Raw genomic sequence first — 21,574 nt, 5'->3', positions numbered from 1 at the left:
AGTGTTTAAAACAGGGAAAATAGGTAAGTCTTAATAACACTCTTATCTTTGTGAGATAGCTTTTTGTAAGGCAACAAAAAAATCCATTGACACATCTCTTTTTGAAATATTATCAATGGATTTCTAATTTTTAAAAGACACTGAGAAGCTATCCTATCTTTAAATTCTTTAATCGTTCGGCAGCAATTTCCATATCCTTGCTGATTTTCTCATTGGTGATTTTAGCATAAATCTGGGTAGTTTTGATATTCTTATGTCCCATCATCTTACTAACACTTTCCAAGGGAACCCCTTCTGTTAAGAACAGAGTACCAAAGGTATGGCGTGCCCAGTGAAAGGAGATAGGTTTTTCACGAATGATGTTGCAATCTTTCATCATCTTTTTAATCAGGAGGTTGCAATTAGCATTGGAGGGTGTAGGAAATAGTGCCTCTGTACGAGTCGTACCCTCATATTTTTCAATAATTTTCTCGGCTATATCTAACAGACGTACATTACAGGGCACATCAGATTTCTGACGTCGTTTGATAAGCCATTTGTTGCCGTCAAAGAACGATTGTAAGTGGCTTTTCTTGAGTTGCTTGATGTCAATGTAAGAGAAGCCTGTAAAGCAACTAAAAACAAATAGGTCTCGTACTAATTCAGCAGAAGCACTCTTAGGGTGATATTGTAAAAGAGTTTCTACTTCCTCTCTAAGCAAATAGCCTCTATCTTTCTCCTCCATAGAACTTATATAATTCTTAAAAGGATTGCGATAGATGATACCCTTGTCTATCGCTATTTCTACCATTTTACAAAGGGGCATCATATAAACCCATATTGTGTTGTGAGTAAGACTTTTATTAACTCTAAGATAGAAGTCAAAATCGTTGATAAAGTCTTCTGTAAGTTCTTTGAAAGAAATATCACTTCTGCGGTATTTGTACTGGATAAACTCGCTCAAATGAGTGTATACATTTTCGTATTTGTTGAGCGTACTATAACTTCTAACACCTTTTTCTACCATCAGGGCAAAGTCTTCTTTGAACTTCTCATAGACTTTTAGCAAGGAATCTTCCATTACTCCTATGCCTAGAAAAGTAGCTTTTAGCTTCTGAGCAGTAACCACTCCCTCGTACTTCATCAACTCCTCATAATGAGTAATGATACGTGAGCGAATCTCTTCCAGCTTGCGATTAAGTTGGGTAGCTTCTTCTGTTTTACCTGTTACCCTTCCGTACTTCAAATCCCATTTCTGTGGAAGGATTTCAAGTTTGGTACTAAACTGAGCTACCTGATTGTCAATGGTAATACGTCCCATAATAGCAACCTTACCGTTCTTCTTTGGGGCATTCTTTTTAAGGTAGAACAATACCTTAAAGGTTGAGCGTTTTACTTTTTTCATACTCTAATTTTTTAATTTGCGAAAGTACTTTTTATCAAGTTACTGTACAATATGAAAAAAGGTGTAAAACACTGAAATATAACCTACTAATGAAAATATTTTTTCAAGTCATTAGGTAACGATTTAGAAACCTAATTTTGAAAAAACCTGTCCAAATCATCTAAGTCTCTGTCTTCTTTTATCTTCCTATCAAAAAAAATAATCCTCTTTGTATGAGTTAATTACATTATTTTTTGTAGTTTTGCTTTTTATTCGTAATTTTGCCCCAAAATTTAAATACTAACATTCATTATGAAGAGAATTTTATTGAGCCTTTTGGCTACAGTTGCCCTCGTAAGTTGTGGCGACAAAAACGATGATGCTCCTGCATATTCTGCAGAGGAAGCAAAAGCAGCGGTTACCGCTACGATGAACAGTTTTTATGACTGTCTTAAAAAAGCAAATGACGGCGGTTTTGCTGACTTCTTTTACAATACTGTATTCAAAGAAGCAGGTAGAGACCAATATGGTCAAAAAGAAACGTGGTTTGACCAATTAGGTGACCAATTCGACCGTCAGTTTGACTTGAACAAAGACAATGGTTTTAACTACCAAGAGCTCAAAGGTACCTACACTTGGAATAGCAATACTAAACAATGGGACAAAACGGCTAATACTACCAATAACATTGTTTGGTTGTTCCCAGCTACGGCTAGCAGTACTACCAACAATGCCCGTGGGGTAGTAGAAAATTATGAAGATTTTAAAGCTACTTTTGAAGGAGGAGATGTAAGTAAACTTCCTATAAAAGGTCACGCTGTTGTTACGGTAGATAACGTAAAAATGCTTGAAGTAACAATTGGCAATGTGAGATATGAACAAAACGCTAATTTTGCAGTGCCTACTTCAGCAGATATTACTATTTTTACCAATCCATTTACCACTACTATCAGACTTACCAAACAAACCGCTGAGAACTTTATCTTTGACTTTGCCTTTAGTTCTCCTCAAGGCTGCACAACTGGATTAAAAGCCAATGTAAAACTTACTTCTGGCAATTATGATAGCTTTGCTACTTTTGAAGAAGCAGTTGATAACATTCACGTGTTAGCTATTCAAAATGACTTTCAAATTATAGCACAAGCAGATGTAAAATCAGTGCATAAGTCAGGTAAAAAAATAGGAGACTTAACAGTGGAAGAAGCAAATACTTATGTAAAAGCAGAGCTCTATAAAAATGGTCGCAAAGTAGCTGATGTGAAATTCGATAAAGAAAACGACGAAGAGGTAGTTTACTTTGTTTTCTCTGACGGTTCGAAAGAAAAAGCAGAAAAATATGTATCGGATTTTGAAGAGAGAGTAACTGAAATATTCAAACGTTTTACTAAATAAGTAATGAGAAAGTTCTTATTATTCATTTTAACTATAATTAATGGCATTGCTCTCGCTCAAGAGGGCAATGTTCTTTTTAGGACTACTGATAGTATCGTCGCCACTACCTCTCCTACAACAATTGTGAATGATATACCAGAATGTAAGCATCAAATAGGCATAGGGCTTTCCAAATTTGTAAATGCCGCCTTCCCCAGTGATAGCAATGCTTTCCTATTGGAATACCGCTACCTAAAAACACCTTCTTTTGCCTATCGTATTGGGGGAGATTATCGCGCAGAAACTGCTAAGGATAGCAGTTATGAACTTGCTTTGAAGATAGGTGTTGATAAACTCTTCAAAGACTATAAGAAATGGCAATTCTACTATGGAATTGATGTTTGGGGGCGTTATCTTTATTACAAAGACCGCCAACAACACTTTACTAATATTGCTCTTAATCCTTTTTTCGGGGTACTATTTCGCTTGAGCAAGAATTTTTCGGTAGCTACCGAGCCAGGTTTTTTTGTGAAATACAGCATTCGTCGCGATCGCCGAAGCTTCGACCCCGATGCTCAAACCGAGTGGTTTGAGAGTCGTTTAGCTAAAATAGGCTTTGTACAGCTGAATTTCCATTTTTAAGCGTGAACCACAAAATTATTCTTATCTTTGCTCCCTGAAACTAACAACAGATGCGAACAAGAAGTATAAAGAAAAACACTATAAACGTCGTAACCCTTGGGTGTTCTAAAAATGTGTATGACAGCGAAGTGCTGATGGGGCAACTTAAAGCGGGTGGTAAAGAGGTGGTGCACGAACAAAAAGGCAATATTGTGGTGATTAACACTTGTGGGTTTATCAACAATGCCAAAGAGGAGAGTATCAACACTATTTTGGACTATGTGCAACAGAAAGAAGCCGGATTGGTAGATAAGGTGTTTGTGATGGGGTGTCTCTCTGAACGCTATAAGCCCGATTTGGAGAAAGAAATCCCTGATGTAGACCAATACTTCGGCACTAGTGAACTCCCTGCCCTTTTGAAAGTACTGGGTGCCGACTATAAGCACGAGCTCATAGGCGAGCGCCTCACCACTACCCCTAAGAACTACGCTTATCTGAAAATATCGGAAGGTTGCGATCGCCCTTGTAGCTTTTGTGCGATTCCGCTAATGCGCGGGGCGCACCTATCGACCCCTATTGAAGCTCTCGTAACCGAAGCGGAGAAGTTGGCTGCCAAAGGGGTGAAAGAACTTATACTCATCGCTCAAGACATTACCTATTACGGACTTGACCTCTACAAAAAGCGTGCTTTGGCTGACCTATTGCGTGCCCTTGTGAAAGTAGAAGGAATTGAATGGATACGCATCCACTACGCTTTCCCTACCGGCTTCCCGATGGACGTATTGGAGGTGATGAAGACTGAACCTAAAATCTGCAACTATTTAGACATTCCGCTTCAACATATTTCGGACTCTATCCTCGCAAGTATGAAGCGCGGTACTACTCAAGCGAAGACTACTAAACTGCTGAGAAAGTTCCGCGAAGCAATACCCGAAATGGCTATACGCACTACCCTTATTGTGGGGTACCCAGGAGAAACGGAAGAAGACTTCCAGAAGCTGAAAGACTTTGTAAAAGAAATGCGCTTCGACCGTTTGGGTTGTTTTACTTACAGTCACGAGGAAAACACTACCGCCTATGCGCTCGAAGACGATGTGCCGGAAGAAGTAAAGCTTGCACGTGCTAACGAGATTATGGAGATACAGTCGCAAATATCTTGGGAACTCAACCAAGAGAAAGTAGGGAAGACTTTTCGTTGTCTCATCGACCGCAAAGAGGGCAACTACTTTGTAGGTCGCACCGAATACGACTCGCCCGATGTAGATAACGAGGTGCTTATCGATGCTAAAAAACACTATGTAAAGATAGGTGATTTTACAGATGTAAAGATTATTGATGCTACCGATTACGATTTGTATGGAGAGCCGTGCTAATCAACAAATTGGCTAATTCGCAAATTATTATTACCTTTGCACTATGAAGAAATATTTAATCGCCTGCCTCGGCAATATAGGGGCTGAATACGCTAACACACGTCATAATATAGGATTCCTTATAGCCGATACATTGGTGAAAGACCATAATGCTTCTTTTACTACTCAGAAGCTTGGTGACCTCGCCGAAATTAAAGTGAAAGGGCGTACCTTTATATTGTTGAAACCCTCCACGTATATGAACCTCAGTGGCAAAGCGGTACGCTACTGGATGGAAAAAGAGAACATTCCTTTGGAAAACCTTTTAGTCATTTGCGACGATTTGAATATCCCGTTTGGCACTATCCGAATCAAAGGCAAAGGTAGCGACGGGGGGCACAACGGACTTAAAGATATACAAGCCCAACTGAACACCCAACAATATGCGCGTTTGCGCTTTGGCATTAGCAGTAATTTTGAATTGGGCAAGCAAATAGACTATGTACTCGGTGAATGGACTCCCGAAGAGCAGACCCTCCTCCCCGAACGCTTAGAAAAATGTGCCGAAGCTGTTCTTTCTTTTGGCTTAGCAGGGCTTAATATTACAATGAATACGTTTAATAACAAGTAACCCCTACCCCCTAATACCTATGTACACACATCACCTCATTCTCATTCTGCACCTCATTGCTGCCTCTATTTGGGTAGGCGGACACTTAGTATTGGCTATCGGCTATTTGCCAAAAGCTCTTAAACGCAAAGATTTTAGCTATATAGGCAATTTCGAGAAGACTTACGAGCCTATCGGTATGCCCTCACTTGCCGTATTAGTTATCACAGGTATTTTGATGGCTTACGACTACAACGCTGGCTTCAGTTCTTGGTTTTCATTCGCTACTCCTATTGAGCGCGTGGTATCGCTGAAACTCTCTTGCTTGCTTACCTCTATTTGTTTTGCTATTTCGGCACAAACGCGCGTTTTGCCCAAACTGCGCAAAGGTCAGCTTAACAAGTTGCCTGAAATGGCAGTGCATATTATCTGTGTTACTCTTATAGGGGTAGTAATGGTAGTACTGGGTAGTTTAGTAAGAATAGGAGGAATACAATAATATTAAAAAGCTAACTAATAAACTTCCATTAGCCCTCTTTCCTTTAAGATTTAAACGCGGATTGTTTCTCTTCAAACTTCCCGACTGGTTAAATTCTGCTTTTACCCCTCTTAACTTTCCATTTTCACTCACACCTAAGGTTTTTAGCTGATTCCGATTACAAACCAATTGTCGAAGTCAGTTATTATGGGTTACACCAGCTCTTTAAGTTGCATTTGTATCATAACAAAAAAAATCTCTCTTCTTTATACAGCTTCCTATCAGCTAAGCCCACCCTCTTTATTCTTATCTTTTGTCTGAATTACCTCTTCCGAACCTCTCCAATTTTCTTCGTCTCCGTTTACTAATCTGTTAATTCTCTCATTTTCTAATTCTCTCATTTTTTAATTTGCTAATTTTTTTCCTTCCCTCGATTGGTTTTAGTAACATTCTAAATCCAATCAGTGTTCATTTAGTATTCAATTAATCTTCGGTTAGTCTCCATTGTAGACCCACTGTAGACCCACTGAAGACCCACTGTAAAACCTCTATTTGTTTATTTATTTTAAAATATGTAATATTGCACTTGTCAAAGAAAAAAGTATTTTGTTATAAACCTTTGATAAACACAATATAACAAATACCTAAACATTTCCTTTACTTTAATATTTCTTACAGTAGATAGAATTTGATAAATAAACGAAAAGAAATGATAACAACCCTTTAACTATAACACCCTACCTTTGCCCCAACGAAATAAGACATTTTCCATATAACTAAAATTCCAAAATTATGGATAGATTACATTCATACAAAACCAAACTACTGATGCTCGCTTGGCTGTTCGGGCTATGCGTAGGAGCACAATCCCTGTTTGCCCAAACAGTAAAAGGGAAAGTAGTTGATGAAGACAATATGCCTCTGATGGGTGCTACCGTATTGGAAGCAGGTACTAAAAACGGCGTAACCTCCGATTTCGACGGTAACTTCCAACTCAGCTTGAAGAACGGAAATGCTACCTTAGAAATATCCTTTATGGGATATAAGAGTACCAAAGTGCAGGTGCAAAACCGCAACAACATCACTGTAAAGCTCTTGCCCGAAACCACCGAACTAAAAGAGGTGGTGGTTGTGGGGTATGGTACCCAAAAGAAGGAAACTGTAACAGGTGCTATTTCTTCTGTTAAAGGAAATAAACTCGTAGAAAATGCAGTTGCCAACGTCTCCAATGCGCTGGTAGGGCGTATGCCAGGGATTACTTCCACTCAGTCTAGTGGTGAGCCTGGTAGGAACGCTACTACCATTCGTATTCGCGGGGTGAGTACCTTCAATGCAAGTAGCCAAGAACCTTTGGTAGTAGTAGATGGTATCCAAAGCTCTATGAATGCGGTAAACGCGATGGACCCTTACGAAATTGAAAGTATCAACTTACTGAAAGACGCTTCGGCAACAGCTGTCTATGGTGTGAAAGGAGCTAATGGGGTGGTGGTAGTAACTACCAAAAGAGGTCGCTCTGGCGCTCCTAAGGTGAGTCTTACTTATAACTTTGGTATGAGTGAGTTGGCTACTCAGTTAGACCTGCTCAGTTCTTATGATTATGCTCGTTTCCGCAACGAAGCTATTCGTAATGACAACGACCCTAGTAACTTCGATAAACTGTTCAGTGAAAGCGGTTTTCACAACGAGTTGTGGAAGTTCAAGAACAATCGCGACTATACACCTCAAGAGGTGGAAGCGATGAACCTCACCCCTGAACAAAAACAAGCCCTGCTAAATAGCCCAGCGCTATATTATACCAGTCATAACTATTTCAAAGAAGCTTTTGGCGGGGTATCTCCTCAAACGCAATTCAACTTAAACGTATCAGGGGGAAGTGAGAAAACGCGTTACTTTACTTCTTTGGGTTATTTCTATCAAGGAGGTACTTTCAAAGAAACTAACTACCACAACGCCGATGTAAACTCTAAATACCAGCGTTACAACTTCCGCTCTAACTTCGATTTTGAACTTACCGACCGCACCAACCTCACACTCGACCTTGCTGCTGTATCTTCAAAGGTAGGAGGTATTTTGGGTAGTGAGCAAGACGGCGATGTAAACAGCGAAACAGCCCGCAAAAAGTCGATGTTAGTACACATTTTGGCAAATACTCCTTTTGCAGGTCCTGGTATTGTGGACGGACGTTTAATCGATGGATATGTAGATGGCGTAAATCCTTTAGTAGGCAAAGGAGGTACAGGTTATTCGGTGTTGTCTAGCTTGCTCTGGCGACCTTATCTTACTACCTATCAAACCGACTTGAACCTAAACTTAAAACTGAAACACAAACTCGATTATATCACTCAGGGTCTTTCTATTTCGGGTACTTTTTCTTACAACGATTTGTATAGAAAAGGTGTGAAAAGAGAACGCTCTATCCCTTCGTATAGCGTAACTCGCAACCCTAAAAACCCTGCTGAACTACTCTTCTTTGGCGGCAGACTCAAACACACTACTCTTACCGACCGCTTTAAATCAAGCAAGTGGCGTCGCCTTTATTTTGAATTAGCGACTAACTACGAACGCTCTTTCGGAAAACACAATATCACTGCCTTACTTTTGGCTAACGGACAAAAAACGTATGACCCTGGTTTTGAGTTCAACGTGCCTGCTGGTATTATGGGGCTCGCAGGTAGGGTTACTTACGATTACGACCGCCGTTACCTTATTGAAGGCAATATGGGGTATAATGGTACCGAAAATTTCGCTCCTGGTAAACGCTTCGGGTTCTTCCCTGCCTTCTCATTGGGTTGGGTAGTTACTAACGAAAAGTTCTTCCCTAAAAACAATATTGTTACTTACTTAAAGCTCAGAGGTTCTTATGGCGAAGTAGGAAATGACCAAGTAGGTGGTCGCCGTTTTCTATACTTGCCTAGTACTTGGGGCTATGGCTATGAAGGCTACCGCAACGATGGCTATGGTGCAGGAGGTTACTATTTCGGTAGTAGTGATGGTACTACCAAAGACCCTTTCTATACCGGTGCTTGGGAAACTCGTGTTGGGAACCCCAATGTTACTTGGGAACGCGCCAAAAAAAGCAATGCAGGTATCGACCTGAATATGTTTAAAGATAGGCTTACTATCAATGCCGATGTATTCCAAGAAAAACGCGACAACATCTTGTGGAACAGAGGTACAGTGCCTGGTATTGTAGGTTCCGATTTGCCAGCTACTAATATCGGAAAAGTAACCAATAAAGGTTACGAACTACAAGTGCACTGGGGCGACAAGATAGGCGATTTCACTTATGGTATCGGGGGGAATGTATCCTATGCTAAAAATAAAATAGACTACCGCGATGAGCCTAACAACCCTCACCCTTGGATGAATGAAACGGGTTATTCTATCGGGCAGTACAGAGGTTATCTCACCAATGGTTTCTACAACACTTGGCAAGAAGTAATGCAACGCCCATATTCGCGTTTTGATGGCAATAAAGTACAACCTGGTGACCTCCGTTATGTAGATGTGAATGGCGATGGCGTTATCGACGAGAAAGACCGCGTGCCTATTGGTTATGCAAACTTCCCTCGCTATACTTTTGGGGCAAACCTCAATGTAGGTTACAAAGGATTTGAAATATCAGTGCTCTTCACTGGTACGGCTCAAGGTTCTATGCCTTTGGATTTCTATACACGTAACCCTTTCTATATGGGTACAGGGGCTGCTTTCCAACATCAGTACGACGGACGTTGGACTCCTGAGAAAGCCCAAAATGACATTACCCCTACTTTCCCACGTGCTTCTATGCGCACAGGTGATAACATCAACGGATTGTTTAGTGACTTCTGGTTGCTCTCTACCGACCATATCAAGCTGAAAAACGTAGAGGTAAGCTATCTCTTGCAAAAGAAAATGTGGCTGGAAAAAACGGGTATCTCATCGGTGAAACTATCGGTGAGCGGTAACAACCTCTATACGTGGTCTAAAATGCACGATGGTTACGACCCCGAACAACAAGATTCTAATGGCGCTGCCTCTGGATATCTCTACCCTATGACCCGCACTTATAGCGTAGGGCTCAACGTTCAATTTTAAAAAATACAACCAATGAAAAAGCTCATTTATACCACCTTAATCCTCGTCTTTTTCGCACAAGTATTTTCTTGTAAGTTAGAAGACCACTTTCTCGAAAAGAGTTTAGGAAGCGATGTGAATGTCGATTCTATCTTTTCGAGCAAACAGAAATCTCTCTCAGCTATTGCCCAAGCCTACGCGATGAGCCTGCAATCAGGTATTACCTTGCGTTTCGACAACGGGCGCATTAGTGGACTGAAAGCAGGCACACTCTCTCACCTATCGGGAGAAGTGAACGATGTGAAATTCAGTTGGGAAGACACCTATAAAATTCAACGTTCTGGAATGGTAGCCAGCGACTCCGATGGCAAAGCACTTAGCTCCGATGGGTTCGTGTTCAACTACCAATCTATCCGTCAGTGCTATTTGGTGATTGAGAACATCGATAAAGTCCCCGATCTTACTGAGGTACAAAAGAAAAGCATTAAAGCTGAAATGTATACCCTCATCGCTTACCGATATGAGGAAATGTTCAAACGTTATGGAGGAGTGCCTATTATAGAAGGTACACTTTCGATAGATTCTAACCTGAATATCTCTCGCGCGACCTTGCGCGCTACCTTAGACCACATTATTGCCCTTTGCAACAAAGCTTTTACCGACCTGCCCGATAGCTACAACGCTTCGGAAAAAGGACGTGTAACCAAAGGTATCCCAATGTGTATCAAAGCCGAAGCATTGATGTACGCCGCTCGTCCGCTGTTCAATAGCAATACACCTTATATGAGTTTGGGAGGTAATAACAACCTGATTTGTTTTGGTACGCAAGACGCTTCATTATGGCAAAAAGCTATAGAGGCAAATGAACAAGTGATACGATGGGCAACTGCCAATGGTTACCAAATCATCAATACGGGGAACCCTTTAGCCGATTACGGTACAGCGGTAGCAACCCCTAACAACCGAGAAGTGCTCCTCGCCTTTAAATCACAACAGTATATAGAGGCTTATAACCCTCACAGCCAACCAGGAGGAGCTAATTCTATGAGTTACTTGCAGCTTACCCAATACTACAAAACTGATGGAACTGACCAAACGTGGACGGGTGAAAATTGGGAAAGCTACGCTACTTATGTGAACAAGTGCAATGAGTTAGAAGCCCGCTTTAAAGCCTCAGCAGCGATTGCAGGACAACAAGCGTGGAACAACCCGAGTTCGCATTATTGGTCGAGTGAGAGTTTGGCAAATGCTTCTACTTGGGAAAAGAGAGCGGGCAGTGAAGGCGCAGGACGCCGTGTGAAATTCTTCTATATGGCTGATACCCGCGATTGGTTTGAATTCCCTTTATACCGTTTAGCTGAGTTCTATTTAAATCTCGCCGAAGCCTATAACGAAGCAGGCAATCCTGCTCAGGCTTTGCAAAACCTAAACGTTATCCGCTCGCGTGCAGGGCTGCCCAATGTTACTGAAACAGGACAAGATGCTTTGCGCAAACTCGTGCAAAGAGAGTGGGCGGTAGAGTTCTACGAAGAAAATCACCGTTACTTTGATGTAAAACACTGGAAACTCACCGATATTGCCAATGGTATCATTGGAGGGGAAAAGAAAGGAGTAGTTTTTGAGTACGCCCCAGGAAAATCGGAAGGGTGGAACGCTTGGGATTACGCTTCTTATGCTGTGAAACCTGTCTATACAGGGTATTGGGACAACAGTCAGTATTTAGAGCCTTTCCCTCAATCGGAAGTGAACAAAGGCTACTTGATACAAAACCCTGGTTATTGATATAAATAAAAGAAATTCACCATAAGGTGAAAATTCGTGAGATTATACAATATAAAGGATTTTTATACTGAATACAATTCGTGAGATTCGTGGGAAGCAAAAAAAATATCCTAAACTCACGTGTAATAAAAACAACTGAAATGAAATATAAACATAACATATTATTTTGTAGCCTTGTGGGCTGTATGCTTTGGGCAGGTGCTGTGCAGGCACAAAGCCCTCTGAACGTACCCGAAGAATTGTCTACGCTTTCTACCTCATCAGTAAAAGGAGAACAACTCTTGAAAATGCCCACAACTAACTTTACCAACAGTTTGTTTGGGTTGCTACCTGGACTCACTGTATTGCAAGGCGGAGGAATGGACAATGCCAGCCTAAATATCCGCGGGTTGGGTTCTTACAACTACCCTTCGGTTACCTATTTTATCGATGGTTACCAAAGTGATTTTATACTGCTATCGCCTTCCGAAATCGAGTCGATTACGGTTTTGAAAGATGCGGCTGCCTTAGCACCATTTGGTATGAAAGGAGCGCACGGCATCGTGTGGATTACCACCAAACGCGGTACAGAAGGCAAGCCTGTGGTAGGGGTAGATTTCCAAACAGGCGTACAAATGCCTACGGTACTGAGCAAACCGCTATCGGCTACCGAGTATGCTCAGCTATACAACGAGGCTTACAGTAACGATGCAGGTGCTTGGACGAGCTTTTACAATATTCCTAACGATGTGAAATACAACACCGATTGGTATGACAAAGTGCTCAAAAAGTCGGCTTTGTTTGATAGGCAAGATGTGAGCATACGCGGAGGCTCGGCTAACACCAAGTATTTTGTGCTATTAGGGCACGCAGGCAACAGTGGTTTGTACGCCTCTAAGAACGACGATTCGCATTCCAGCGGAAGGTTCGACCAATATCTCGTAAAGGCAAATTTAGACTTCAGTATGCTCAAAATATTTGAAGGAAATGTAAATATCAACGGGCGTATAGAAGACCGTAAATCGCCTAATTACAACGAGTATAAGCTCTGGCAAAACTTGGCGAGCTACCCTAATATCATTTATCCGGCGCAAAACCCCAATGGGTCGTTCCCTGGTACAGCCATCCACCCCGATAACCCTTACGCTTCTATCCGAGCCTTAGGTATCAAAACCCTACACGACCGCACTTTAGGGGCTAATTTCAACCTAAAAGAGAAATTAGACTTCATCACCCCTGGTTTATACATACAACAAGGCGTATCGCTCAGTTCGTGGACACGAGGCACACGCATTGTAAGTAGAGATTACACTCGTATGTTCAATGGGGTAGCACAAACCACTCATCGCGATAGTAACTACAAAGTAAACGACGACTGGGGTACCAACCAATGGAACCGTTTGCAGTTTCTGTTGGGTGCAGGTTATGCCCGTGAGTTTGGACAAAACACTTTTCAAACAACAGTAAACTACCTTCAATACGTTTATAATATAGACGACAATCTCAACGGAAAAGCGGGTTTGAACAACAACTACGCCTATCAGAACATCGGCGGACGTGTGTTCTACGATTGGAACAAACGCGTATCGGCAGAATTTGGTTTTGCTTTCGGTGGCTCGGATAACTACAAAAAAGGCAATCGGTTTGGTTTTTATCACGCCCTTTCAGCAGCCTATCAGGTTTTCAATGAGCAACACCCTTCGGCGAATGCCAATATCAATCGGTTGAAATTGCGCGCTTCAGTAGGCACTACGGGTAACGATGTGTACAACGAAGGTCGCTACTTATACGAACGCTATTACGGTTCTTACGGAGGAGGCGGTTTTGCCACAGGAAACGACGACCCATCCTGGCATAGTGCTATCGGACTAAAATACGTACCTAATGAGCGTATATTTGCCGAAAAAGCCTATAAGTACAACATAGGCGCGGAAGCTAAATTCTTCAACAAATGGGACGTGATGATAGATGCTTTCCTCAACAAACACGAAGGTATTATCACCCCTGATTACAGTATTTCAAGTGTCTTTGGGGCTACCCCTCCCTATAAAAATATAGGAAAAGTAACTAACCGAGGTTTTGAAGTGAGTACGCTTTACAGCAATGCAGCAGGAAAACTCACTTATAGTATAGGCGCTAATGCTTCGTATGCTAAAAACAAAATAGACTATATGGCTGAGTACGATGCTAGTAGCGAGAGTTCAGCTCAAACAGGCCGACCTATCGGCACACGCTTTGGCTATGAAGCTACTGGGTTTTACGACATAAACGATTTTGACAACAATGGCAATCTGCTACCTTCACTCCCTAAACCTTCGTTTGGAAACGTTGCCCCTGGTGATGTGAAATACCGCGACCTAAATGGTGACAACCGTATAGACCCTGCCGATAAAACCGAAATAGGCAAAAGCTACCTCCCTACACTCACTTATGCTGGTACAATCAACCTTGGTTACGAAGGATTTGACCTTGGAGTGCTCGTGCAAGGAGTACAAGGCAGAGAGGTGAATTTATTAGACGATGCTCGCCAAAAAACGGTTGCTTTCGAGAACAACGGCAATGTGTATGCTATCGCCAAAAACCGCTGGGCTTACTATCCTACACAAGGCATCGATACCCGTAGCAGCGCCCAGTACCCACGTTTGTCGTTATTGAGCAACAACAATAACACCCAGCCTTCCACCTTGTGGATAAAGAAAGCTAATTACCTAAGAGTACGCTACATAGAGTTAGGTTACAGCATTCCTAAACGAATGCTCGACGAGATAGGCGTTAGCAAATTGCGCATTTACGTAAATGCCACCAATCCGTTTACTTTCTCATCACTACTTACCGATTACGACTTAGACCCCGAAGTACTATCGGGTTACCCTGCCCTCAAATCGGTTACTATGGGGGTGTCTTTAAAGTTTTAAACAAATGAACTACCGAAAATATATCGCTATGTTAAAGAGTAATAAACCGAGCAGAACAATCTTTGCAGTGAGCTGCATTGCGCTGATGAGTACACTCATCGGGTGTAATGTGTTAGACACCAAAGAAGATATTTACGATACCGACGAGCAGATAAAAACCAATTACCAAGTGCTTTACGACTTTGGTTATGCTGCCTACACACGTTTGCAAAACCGCTTTGATGCCATCGATGGCAATCTGTTTGCAGCAGTGAGCGACGAGGCTGAATATACGCTTTCGCCTTCAAACACTCAAGTTTTTAACGAAGGAAGCTGGAATAGCACCAACAACCCCGATAATGCGTATGCTTACAACTACGAAGGTATACAAGCAGCTACTTATTTCTTGGAAAAATTCCCTAACTATGCTTCTTTCTTAAAGCAGAACCGCAACCTCATCACTCAAAACGACATCAACAACTACAATCGCGATGTGAAGAGCATAAGGGCTTTGCGCTTTGAAAACCGCGTGTTGCGAGCTTATTTCTATTTCGAACTACTGAAACGCTATGGAGGGGTACCTCTTGTAAAAACAAGTCTTTCCGCCGATAGTAACACACTTTTGCCTCGCAACACAGTGGACGAGGTAGTGAACTATATCGTGAGTGAAATCGATGCTTCCAAAGATAGCTTGATTACCAATTGGGGAAGAGATTTTGATATTGGCTTAGATGGGCGTATTACCAAAGGTGCTGCCTTAGCCCTCAAATCCAGAGTGTTGCTTTATGCGGCAAGTCCGCTGTACAACCCCACTAACGATGTAAACAAGTGGAAAGCAGCTGCCAGTGCTGCTAATGAGCTTCTCAGCTTAAATCTCTACAGCCTCGACAATAGTTACCGCGATTTGTTCCTCGGCGACAGAACCACTAAAAGCACTGAGACCATTCTGGCAATTCGCCAAAGTGCCACCAATGACTTGGAAAGGAAAAACTACCCCATTGGCACGGCAGGGGGTAATAGTGGCATCACGCCTTCACATAATTTGGTGAGTGCTTATGAGTACAAAGGTGCCCCCGACCCTAATGATATATACGCCAATCGCGACCCTCGACTCGGCTATACGATAGTAACCAACAACAGTCAATGGAACGGACGCACAATGGAAATATATGCAGGTGGCGCTGACAACTACAACGCCAAAAACGCTTCACGCACGGGCTACTACCTCAAAAAGTTTTTGAACGACAACCTCGATTTAGTGCAAGATGAGAAAAGACTCCGCTCTTGGGTAGTTTTCCGTTTGGCTGAAATTTACCTCAACTATGCCGAGGCGATGAACGAAGCCTACGGACCCGATGCTAACAACGGTTATGCTCTCACTGCCAAAGAGGCTATCAATTTGGTGAGAGGCAGAACGGGTGTGGAAATGCCTGCGATTACTACAGCATCAAAAGAGGAGTTCAGAGAGAAAGTAAAACACGAACGCCGTATAGAACTCGCCTTTGAAGAACACCGCTATTGGGATTTGCGCCGTTGGAAAGACGCTGCTACCGTGCTCAATGAGCCACTTACGGGAGTGCAAGCTACTAAAAACGGTAATAAATTCAGCTATCAAGTAAAAGAAGTAGAAAAGCGCACTTTTACCGAAAAGATGTATTACTACCCTATTCCTCATAGCGAAATCAATAAATCTAACGGAATTGTAAAACAAAATCCAGGTTGGTAGTGACGAATGACGAATGACAAATGACAAATTACGAAATACGTCAATTTGAAAAAAATAACTGAATAACAAACCTCATCGCTTTTGCGGATTCCCTCCCCCTTCCCTTGGGGGAGGGGGAGAAGGAGGGGGTGAGGACAAACTCTTATATATGAAAACAAAAAACATTACATTATTGCTACTCCTATTCGTAGCCTTCATCGCTTGTAAAAAAGACGATGTTTTTGAAGACCCTGGTATAAACAATATCTATATGCCACAAGCCTCCTTGAACAACGGAGGTAATGAATACAATGTGCCTTTCGGCGGAAACTCCGAGAACTACACTTTCGACGAGACTACTAAGAAATTGAAAATAGTGCTCGGCGTGAAGAACTCTGGTCTCTCTACCGATGGCTTTGCTGTAAAAGTAAAAGTTGATGCACAAGCTACTAATGCTTATGTAGAAAAGTACAAAAACGACGAGAAAAAACCGGCTGTAGTACTACCCGAAGGTTCTTACACTTTGCCTGAAAGCGTAAACGTTGCCTCTGGTAAAAGTGAAGAATCGTTTTACTTGGACGTAGATGTGCAAAAGCTCCTTACCGACCACCCCGATTACTACAAGAATCGCATCGCTTTGGCAGTAAGCATTTATGGCAATGAGAGAATCCTTCAAAACAAAGCAACTACTATTGTAGTGATTGACGGGGCGAAGTTCTTGCCTACTCCACCTGAACCTCCTAAGCCTCCTGTGGAAAATATGCTCAAAAAAGACGCTTGGAAGATTCTAAAACAAAGTATAGACGGAAAAATTACAGCCGATGCTAAGATTAATATCGTAGATGGTAATATCCAATACTCATCTGGTAAAGTGGGTGGCAAGTTCAACCACGTGATTTATCAACCGGTAAATGTGGAAAAAGGACAAACTTACACTTACGATATGCACGTGGAAATCAAAGGAAAAGCGTGGGGTTGGATACAAGCGTATGTGAGTGAACACGAACCCGAAGAAGGCAAAGACTTCGGCGATGGCAAAGTATTAGAACTCCAAAACAACATCACCTCTCCTATGAGTGGTTCATTTGCCGAACTTTCAGCTATCCAAGACCAAAAGACCTATACCGCTGGTAAAACCGGCACGCTATACTTTGTAATAAAGATAGGTAGCTGGGATAACAACTTTGAGAATTTAGCCCTCTCTGATATAGTATTCAAGAAAGATAATAGTCCTAAGCCTCCTAAACCTCCGGTAGAGACTAGCATCAAGAAAGACGCTTGGAAAATACTGTTGCAAGGCATCAATGGAGGTCTTTCAGAAAAAGCTGATATCACCATTACCGACGGTAATATTCATTACACTTCGGGCACCGAAGGAAAGATGTTCAACCACGTAATTTATCAGCCTATTGAAGTAAGTGGAGGAGAAACCTATACTTACGATATGACACTCACCGCCAAAGGCAAAGCGTGGGGTTGGATACAAGTGTATATAAGTCAATGGGAACCAGAAGAAGGCAAAGACTTCAACGACGGTAAGGTATTTGACCTATCCGGAGAAATCAAAACACCTAAAAGCGGACTGATGTCGGAATTAGCTTCAGGTGAAAAGACCTATACAGCTACTAAAACAGGTAAATTATACTTTGTGATAAAGATAGGTAGCTGGGATAACAATTACGAAGACTTGACCTTTTCAGATATCTTTATCAAAAAAGCACCTTAAATGAATTTATTAAATAGATAATTAAAAAACATATGAAAAACGCAACAACCTTTAGTTTTATTACAATGTTATTGTGCGGGCTTACTGCCTGTAACAAATCGGGAGGAGACGCTCCTATTGAAGACAACCCTATGCCTGAAACCCCTACTGAATGGGTGTTAGACTTCCAAGACAACTTCGATGGCAATGCCTTAAACACAGATAATTGGGCTGTATACGACAATGAGTATCTTGAAAAAGAAGGCAAACTCAAACCCGAGAATACGCGTCGTACCTACGCTATAGAAGTGAAAGACGGCTTCTTGAATTGCCTTATCGACAAAGATTATAAACGCGAAGGAATGTTTATAACAGGTGGAATAGCTCATAAAAAGAACTACAAATACGGTAAGTTTGAGTTCAGAATACGTATGGACGAAGACCCTCATAAGTCTTCCAGCGGTTTAGGACTTACTTGGCCTGAGAGTGAAAAATGGCCTGACGATGGCGAAAACGACATCTATGAAACAAATCACGAGGACAACGCTTGGAATACCTATATCCATTACGCAGTATCTGGTAAAGACCAACAGTATCAACAGAGCTTCCGCAACTACAGCAAAACCGATTGGCATATTGTAGCAATGGAATGGGCTCCTGAGTACATAAAGATTTACATCGACGGTAAACTCGAATGGACTCTTAAAGACCCTATAGCAATGGCTAAAGCACCTCACCATTTATGCTTTCAAACTGAAAAAGACATTAACAAACCTTTTACCAAACAACTCAAACTACAAGTAGATTGGGTAAAGGTATACAAATATGTACCTAAAAAGTAAATGAGATATCCATACAAGTTTCTTCCCTTTCTCATCGGTATGCTCCTATGGCTTGCTCACCCCATCTATGGGCAAGCCATTAGGGAGCATATATTGTTAGATAATGGTTGGAAATTCAGCTTAGGGCACGCTACCGACCCTACTAAAGATTTGTTTTACCGCGTGTATAACGACTTCTCTAAAACACTTTCCAAAGGCATTAACTTTTCGAGCATAGACTACGACGATAGCGCGTGGCAAACCGTAGACCTCCCTCACGATTGGGCAGTAATTCTCCCTTTCAGTGAAAAAGGTGATTGGTCACACGGATATAAAGCCTTAGGCAGTACCTTCCCCGAGCATAGTATCGGTTGGTATAGAAAAACCTTTGACCTCAGCAAATCCGATGCAGGCAAACGCATCGAACTGCAATTCGACGGTATTTTTAGAGACAGTCGGTGTTGGGTAAATGGCATTTATGTAGGGCATCACCTCAGCGGGTATACAGGAATAAAGTACGATATTACCGATTTGGTGCATTTTGGCAAACCCAACGTGATTACCGTAAGGGTAGACGCTACCCAAAACGAGGGTTGGTTTTACGAAGGCGCAGGTATCTATCGGCACGTGTGGCTGAATACTTACAACTCTGTTCACTCTTCCCCCGAAGAGGTTTTTATCTATACCAAAAGCATTGGCAAACAAGCCGAAATGCACGCCGAAGCCACTGTGCATAACCGAGAAACAAGCTCACAAACTTTCCAGGTGGAATGGACTATTCTTAACCGTGAAAAGAAAGTAATAGCTACTCACAAATCTGCAAATACTACTTTTGCCTCTAACGAAAAAGTAACTGTAAAGAGTAACCTTAACATTCCTAATGCACAGCTTTGGGACACTGAGCACCCCTATCTGTACACCTTAACAACGAAAATCATTTCCAACGGAAAGACCACCGACCTTATTCACACCCGCTTTGGGGTACGCACTTTTAGTTATCAACCCGACGGCTTTTACCTCAACGACAAAAAAATGAAAATAAAAGGCGTGTGCGTACATCAAGACCACGCCGGCGTAGGTACTGCACTATTAGATGAGTTGCAGTATTATCGCATCGGGTTACTCAAAGCAATGGGTGCCAATGCTTACCGCACTGCCCATCACCCTCATAGCCCTGCCGTGCTACAAGCCTGCGACAGTTTGGGTTTATTAGTGATGGACGAAACCCGACTCTTAAACAGCGGGCAAGAATACCGTCAACAATTTGAAGACCTTATCAAGCGCGACCGCAATCACGCTAGCGTCTTTATGTGGTGTATCGGGAATGAAGAAGAAAAAATACAAAGTACCGAAACAGGCGAGCTCATTGCGCGTACGTTGGTGAGTTTACAACAGCATTTAGACCCTTCACGCGTGAGCACTTATGGTGCCAACGTAGGTAATGAAAGTGAAGGGGTGAGTGCTGCCATACCCGTACGAGGTTTCAATTACAACCTCTATGGGCTTACCGATTATGAGAAAGCGCACCCTAACCAACCTATCATCGGTACCGAAGTAGCCAGCACCGTGGGTACTCGAGGGGTGTATCTGCCGGAAATAGTGCTCGACAAAGCCGGGGGGTACAGCGGTCATTTTGTAGCCGATACCCTACGCGCCTATCTGCTCGACCAAGACAAGAGTTACCCCAGTTGGGCATCACAAGCACAGCAATGGTACAGCACGACTGCTAACGACCCTCGTTTTATGGGAGGTTTCGTATGGACGGGCTTCGACTATCGCGGAGAGCCTACCCCTTTTGCGTGGCCTAATATCAGTTCGCATTTTGGGGTAATGGACGTGTGTGGTTTCCCTAAGAACGTGTATTACTACTACAAAGCCCATTGGAGTGAATCGCCTGTATTACACATAGCCCCTCATTGGAATCTGAACCTGCCCCAAAACACTGTGGTAAAAGTGTGGGTATATAGCAATACCGAAGAAGTGGAACTTTTCTTGAACGGAAAGACACTCGGCAAACAAAAAACACCTGCTTTTGGACACTTATACTGGGAAGTACCCTACGAAAAAGGTACGCTGAAAGCGGTAGGCACTAAGAATGGGAAGCGGATTACCTCCGAAATAACTACTACCGAAAAACCTTTTGCGATTGTGCTTTCTCCTCATAAAACACAACTGAAAGCCGGTAAGCAAGATGCCGTAGTGGTGAATGTGAGTGTAGTAGATAAAAAAGGACGTGAAGTACCTAATGCCGATGCCCTTATACAGTTTCAGCTTACAGGAGATGCTCGCATTATAGGAGTAGGAAACGGCGACCCCAGTTCGCACGAGAAAGATACTTTTGCCGAAGGAGAGCGTGTAGAGCGCAAACTTTTCAATGGCAAATGCCAAGTGATTATCCGCTCAGGTAAAAAAGGCGGAAAGGTACAACTGCGCGCTACAAGTAACGGACTGAAAGAGGCGGTGGTGAGAATGAATTAAGGTAAAAGGTAAAGCCTGCGAGGGTTCACAGCTGGGTACGTCAGTAAAAAGTAAGTTAAGGTTTGAACGAAGAATAAATAAAGGGAAAAACTGACTTAGAGTGAAAAGAGAGAGAGCATATTGCTGTATTGACAAATATTTTATAACTTTGTGGTGTGAATTAGCAGATTATAAAATGAGAGAATTAGAAAATGGGTAGTGATAAAAAAGAGGGTTTTGACAGGTATAACTTGTAGGACAAATCGAACTGGTTAGGACTTTCGGAAGGAAACGAAGATTTTCAGAAGGAGACTAAGAGACTTTTTGATGAAAAAGGGCTATGAGAAGGGTGGGGTTAGCTTATAGGAAGCTTATACGAA

13 protein-coding genes are annotated in these 21,574 nt (G+C 42.2%); 12 read left to right on the top strand and 1 reads right to left on the bottom strand.

Annotation, left to right across the window (positions count from 1 at the left end):
- Positions 1-148 precede the first annotated feature (148 nt).
- Positions 149-1,384 carry a site-specific integrase gene (locus HMPREF9072_RS06740; RefSeq protein WP_009411028.1) on the bottom strand — a complete coding sequence of 412 codons (1,236 nt, stop codon included), beginning with the start codon at positions 1,382-1,384 and terminating at the stop codon, positions 149-151.
- Positions 1,385-1,675: 291 nt separating this feature from the next.
- Here HMPREF9072_RS06740 and HMPREF9072_RS06735 point away from each other — a divergent pair, with 291 nt between their 5' ends.
- The 12 genes from HMPREF9072_RS06735 (at position 1,676) to galA (ending at position 21,215) form a co-directional block, all read left to right on the top strand.
- Positions 1,676-2,755: a hypothetical protein gene (locus HMPREF9072_RS06735; protein ID WP_009411027.1), complete on the top strand. Its 1,080-nt coding sequence runs from the start codon at positions 1,676-1,678 to the stop codon at positions 2,753-2,755.
- Positions 2,756-2,758: 3 nt separating this feature from the next.
- The gene (locus HMPREF9072_RS06730; RefSeq protein WP_009411026.1) at positions 2,759-3,376 is read left to right on the top strand and encodes a hypothetical protein; all 618 of its coding nucleotides are present in this window, start codon (positions 2,759-2,761) and stop codon (positions 3,374-3,376) included.
- A gap of 50 nt (positions 3,377-3,426) precedes the next feature.
- A complete protein-coding gene (rimO, locus tag HMPREF9072_RS06725; protein WP_009411025.1) occupies positions 3,427-4,728 on the top strand; it encodes a 30S ribosomal protein S12 methylthiotransferase RimO in 1,302 nt (433 codons plus the stop codon).
- 43 nt (positions 4,729-4,771) lie between these two features.
- On the top strand, positions 4,772-5,338 hold the full coding sequence (gene pth / locus HMPREF9072_RS06720; protein WP_009411024.1) for an aminoacyl-tRNA hydrolase: 567 nt from the start codon (positions 4,772-4,774) through the stop codon (positions 5,336-5,338).
- A 19-nt stretch (positions 5,339-5,357) separates the two neighbouring features.
- The gene (locus HMPREF9072_RS06715) at positions 5,358-5,816 is read left to right on the top strand and encodes a CopD family protein (RefSeq protein WP_009411023.1); all 459 of its coding nucleotides are present in this window, start codon (positions 5,358-5,360) and stop codon (positions 5,814-5,816) included.
- Positions 5,817-6,587: 771 nt separating this feature from the next.
- Positions 6,588-9,872, top strand: a complete 3,285-nt coding sequence (locus tag HMPREF9072_RS06710) for a TonB-dependent receptor (protein WP_009411020.1) — start codon at positions 6,588-6,590, stop codon at positions 9,870-9,872.
- A gap of 12 nt (positions 9,873-9,884) precedes the next feature.
- Positions 9,885-11,633: a RagB/SusD family nutrient uptake outer membrane protein gene (locus HMPREF9072_RS06705; RefSeq protein ID WP_009411019.1), complete on the top strand. Its 1,749-nt coding sequence runs from the start codon at positions 9,885-9,887 to the stop codon at positions 11,631-11,633.
- Between the two features lie 140 nt (positions 11,634-11,773).
- Positions 11,774-14,527: a SusC/RagA family TonB-linked outer membrane protein gene (locus HMPREF9072_RS06700; RefSeq protein WP_034566261.1), complete on the top strand. Its 2,754-nt coding sequence runs from the start codon at positions 11,774-11,776 to the stop codon at positions 14,525-14,527.
- A 4-nt stretch (positions 14,528-14,531) separates the two neighbouring features.
- Positions 14,532-16,232 (top strand): RagB/SusD family nutrient uptake outer membrane protein, encoded by a 1,701-nt coding sequence (locus tag HMPREF9072_RS06695; protein WP_009411017.1) that lies wholly within the window; start codon positions 14,532-14,534, stop codon positions 16,230-16,232.
- A 148-nt stretch (positions 16,233-16,380) separates the two neighbouring features.
- The gene (locus HMPREF9072_RS06690) at positions 16,381-17,937 is read left to right on the top strand and encodes a DUF1735 domain-containing protein (protein ID WP_009411016.1); all 1,557 of its coding nucleotides are present in this window, start codon (positions 16,381-16,383) and stop codon (positions 17,935-17,937) included.
- A gap of 32 nt (positions 17,938-17,969) precedes the next feature.
- A complete protein-coding gene (locus HMPREF9072_RS06685; RefSeq protein WP_009411015.1) occupies positions 17,970-18,758 on the top strand; it encodes a glycoside hydrolase family 16 protein in 789 nt (262 codons plus the stop codon).
- The gene (galA, locus tag HMPREF9072_RS06680) at positions 18,759-21,215 is read left to right on the top strand and encodes a beta-galactosidase GalA (protein ID WP_009411014.1); all 2,457 of its coding nucleotides are present in this window, start codon (positions 18,759-18,761) and stop codon (positions 21,213-21,215) included.
- Positions 21,216-21,574: the final 359 nt, after the last annotated feature.

The organism is Capnocytophaga sp. oral taxon 324 str. F0483 (assembly GCF_000318315.2).
Classification (GTDB): domain Bacteria; phylum Bacteroidota; class Bacteroidia; order Flavobacteriales; family Flavobacteriaceae; genus Capnocytophaga; species Capnocytophaga ochracea.
The sequence above is the reverse complement of the archived record's forward strand: the minus strand, read 5'-3'. Positions and strand labels throughout refer to the sequence as shown.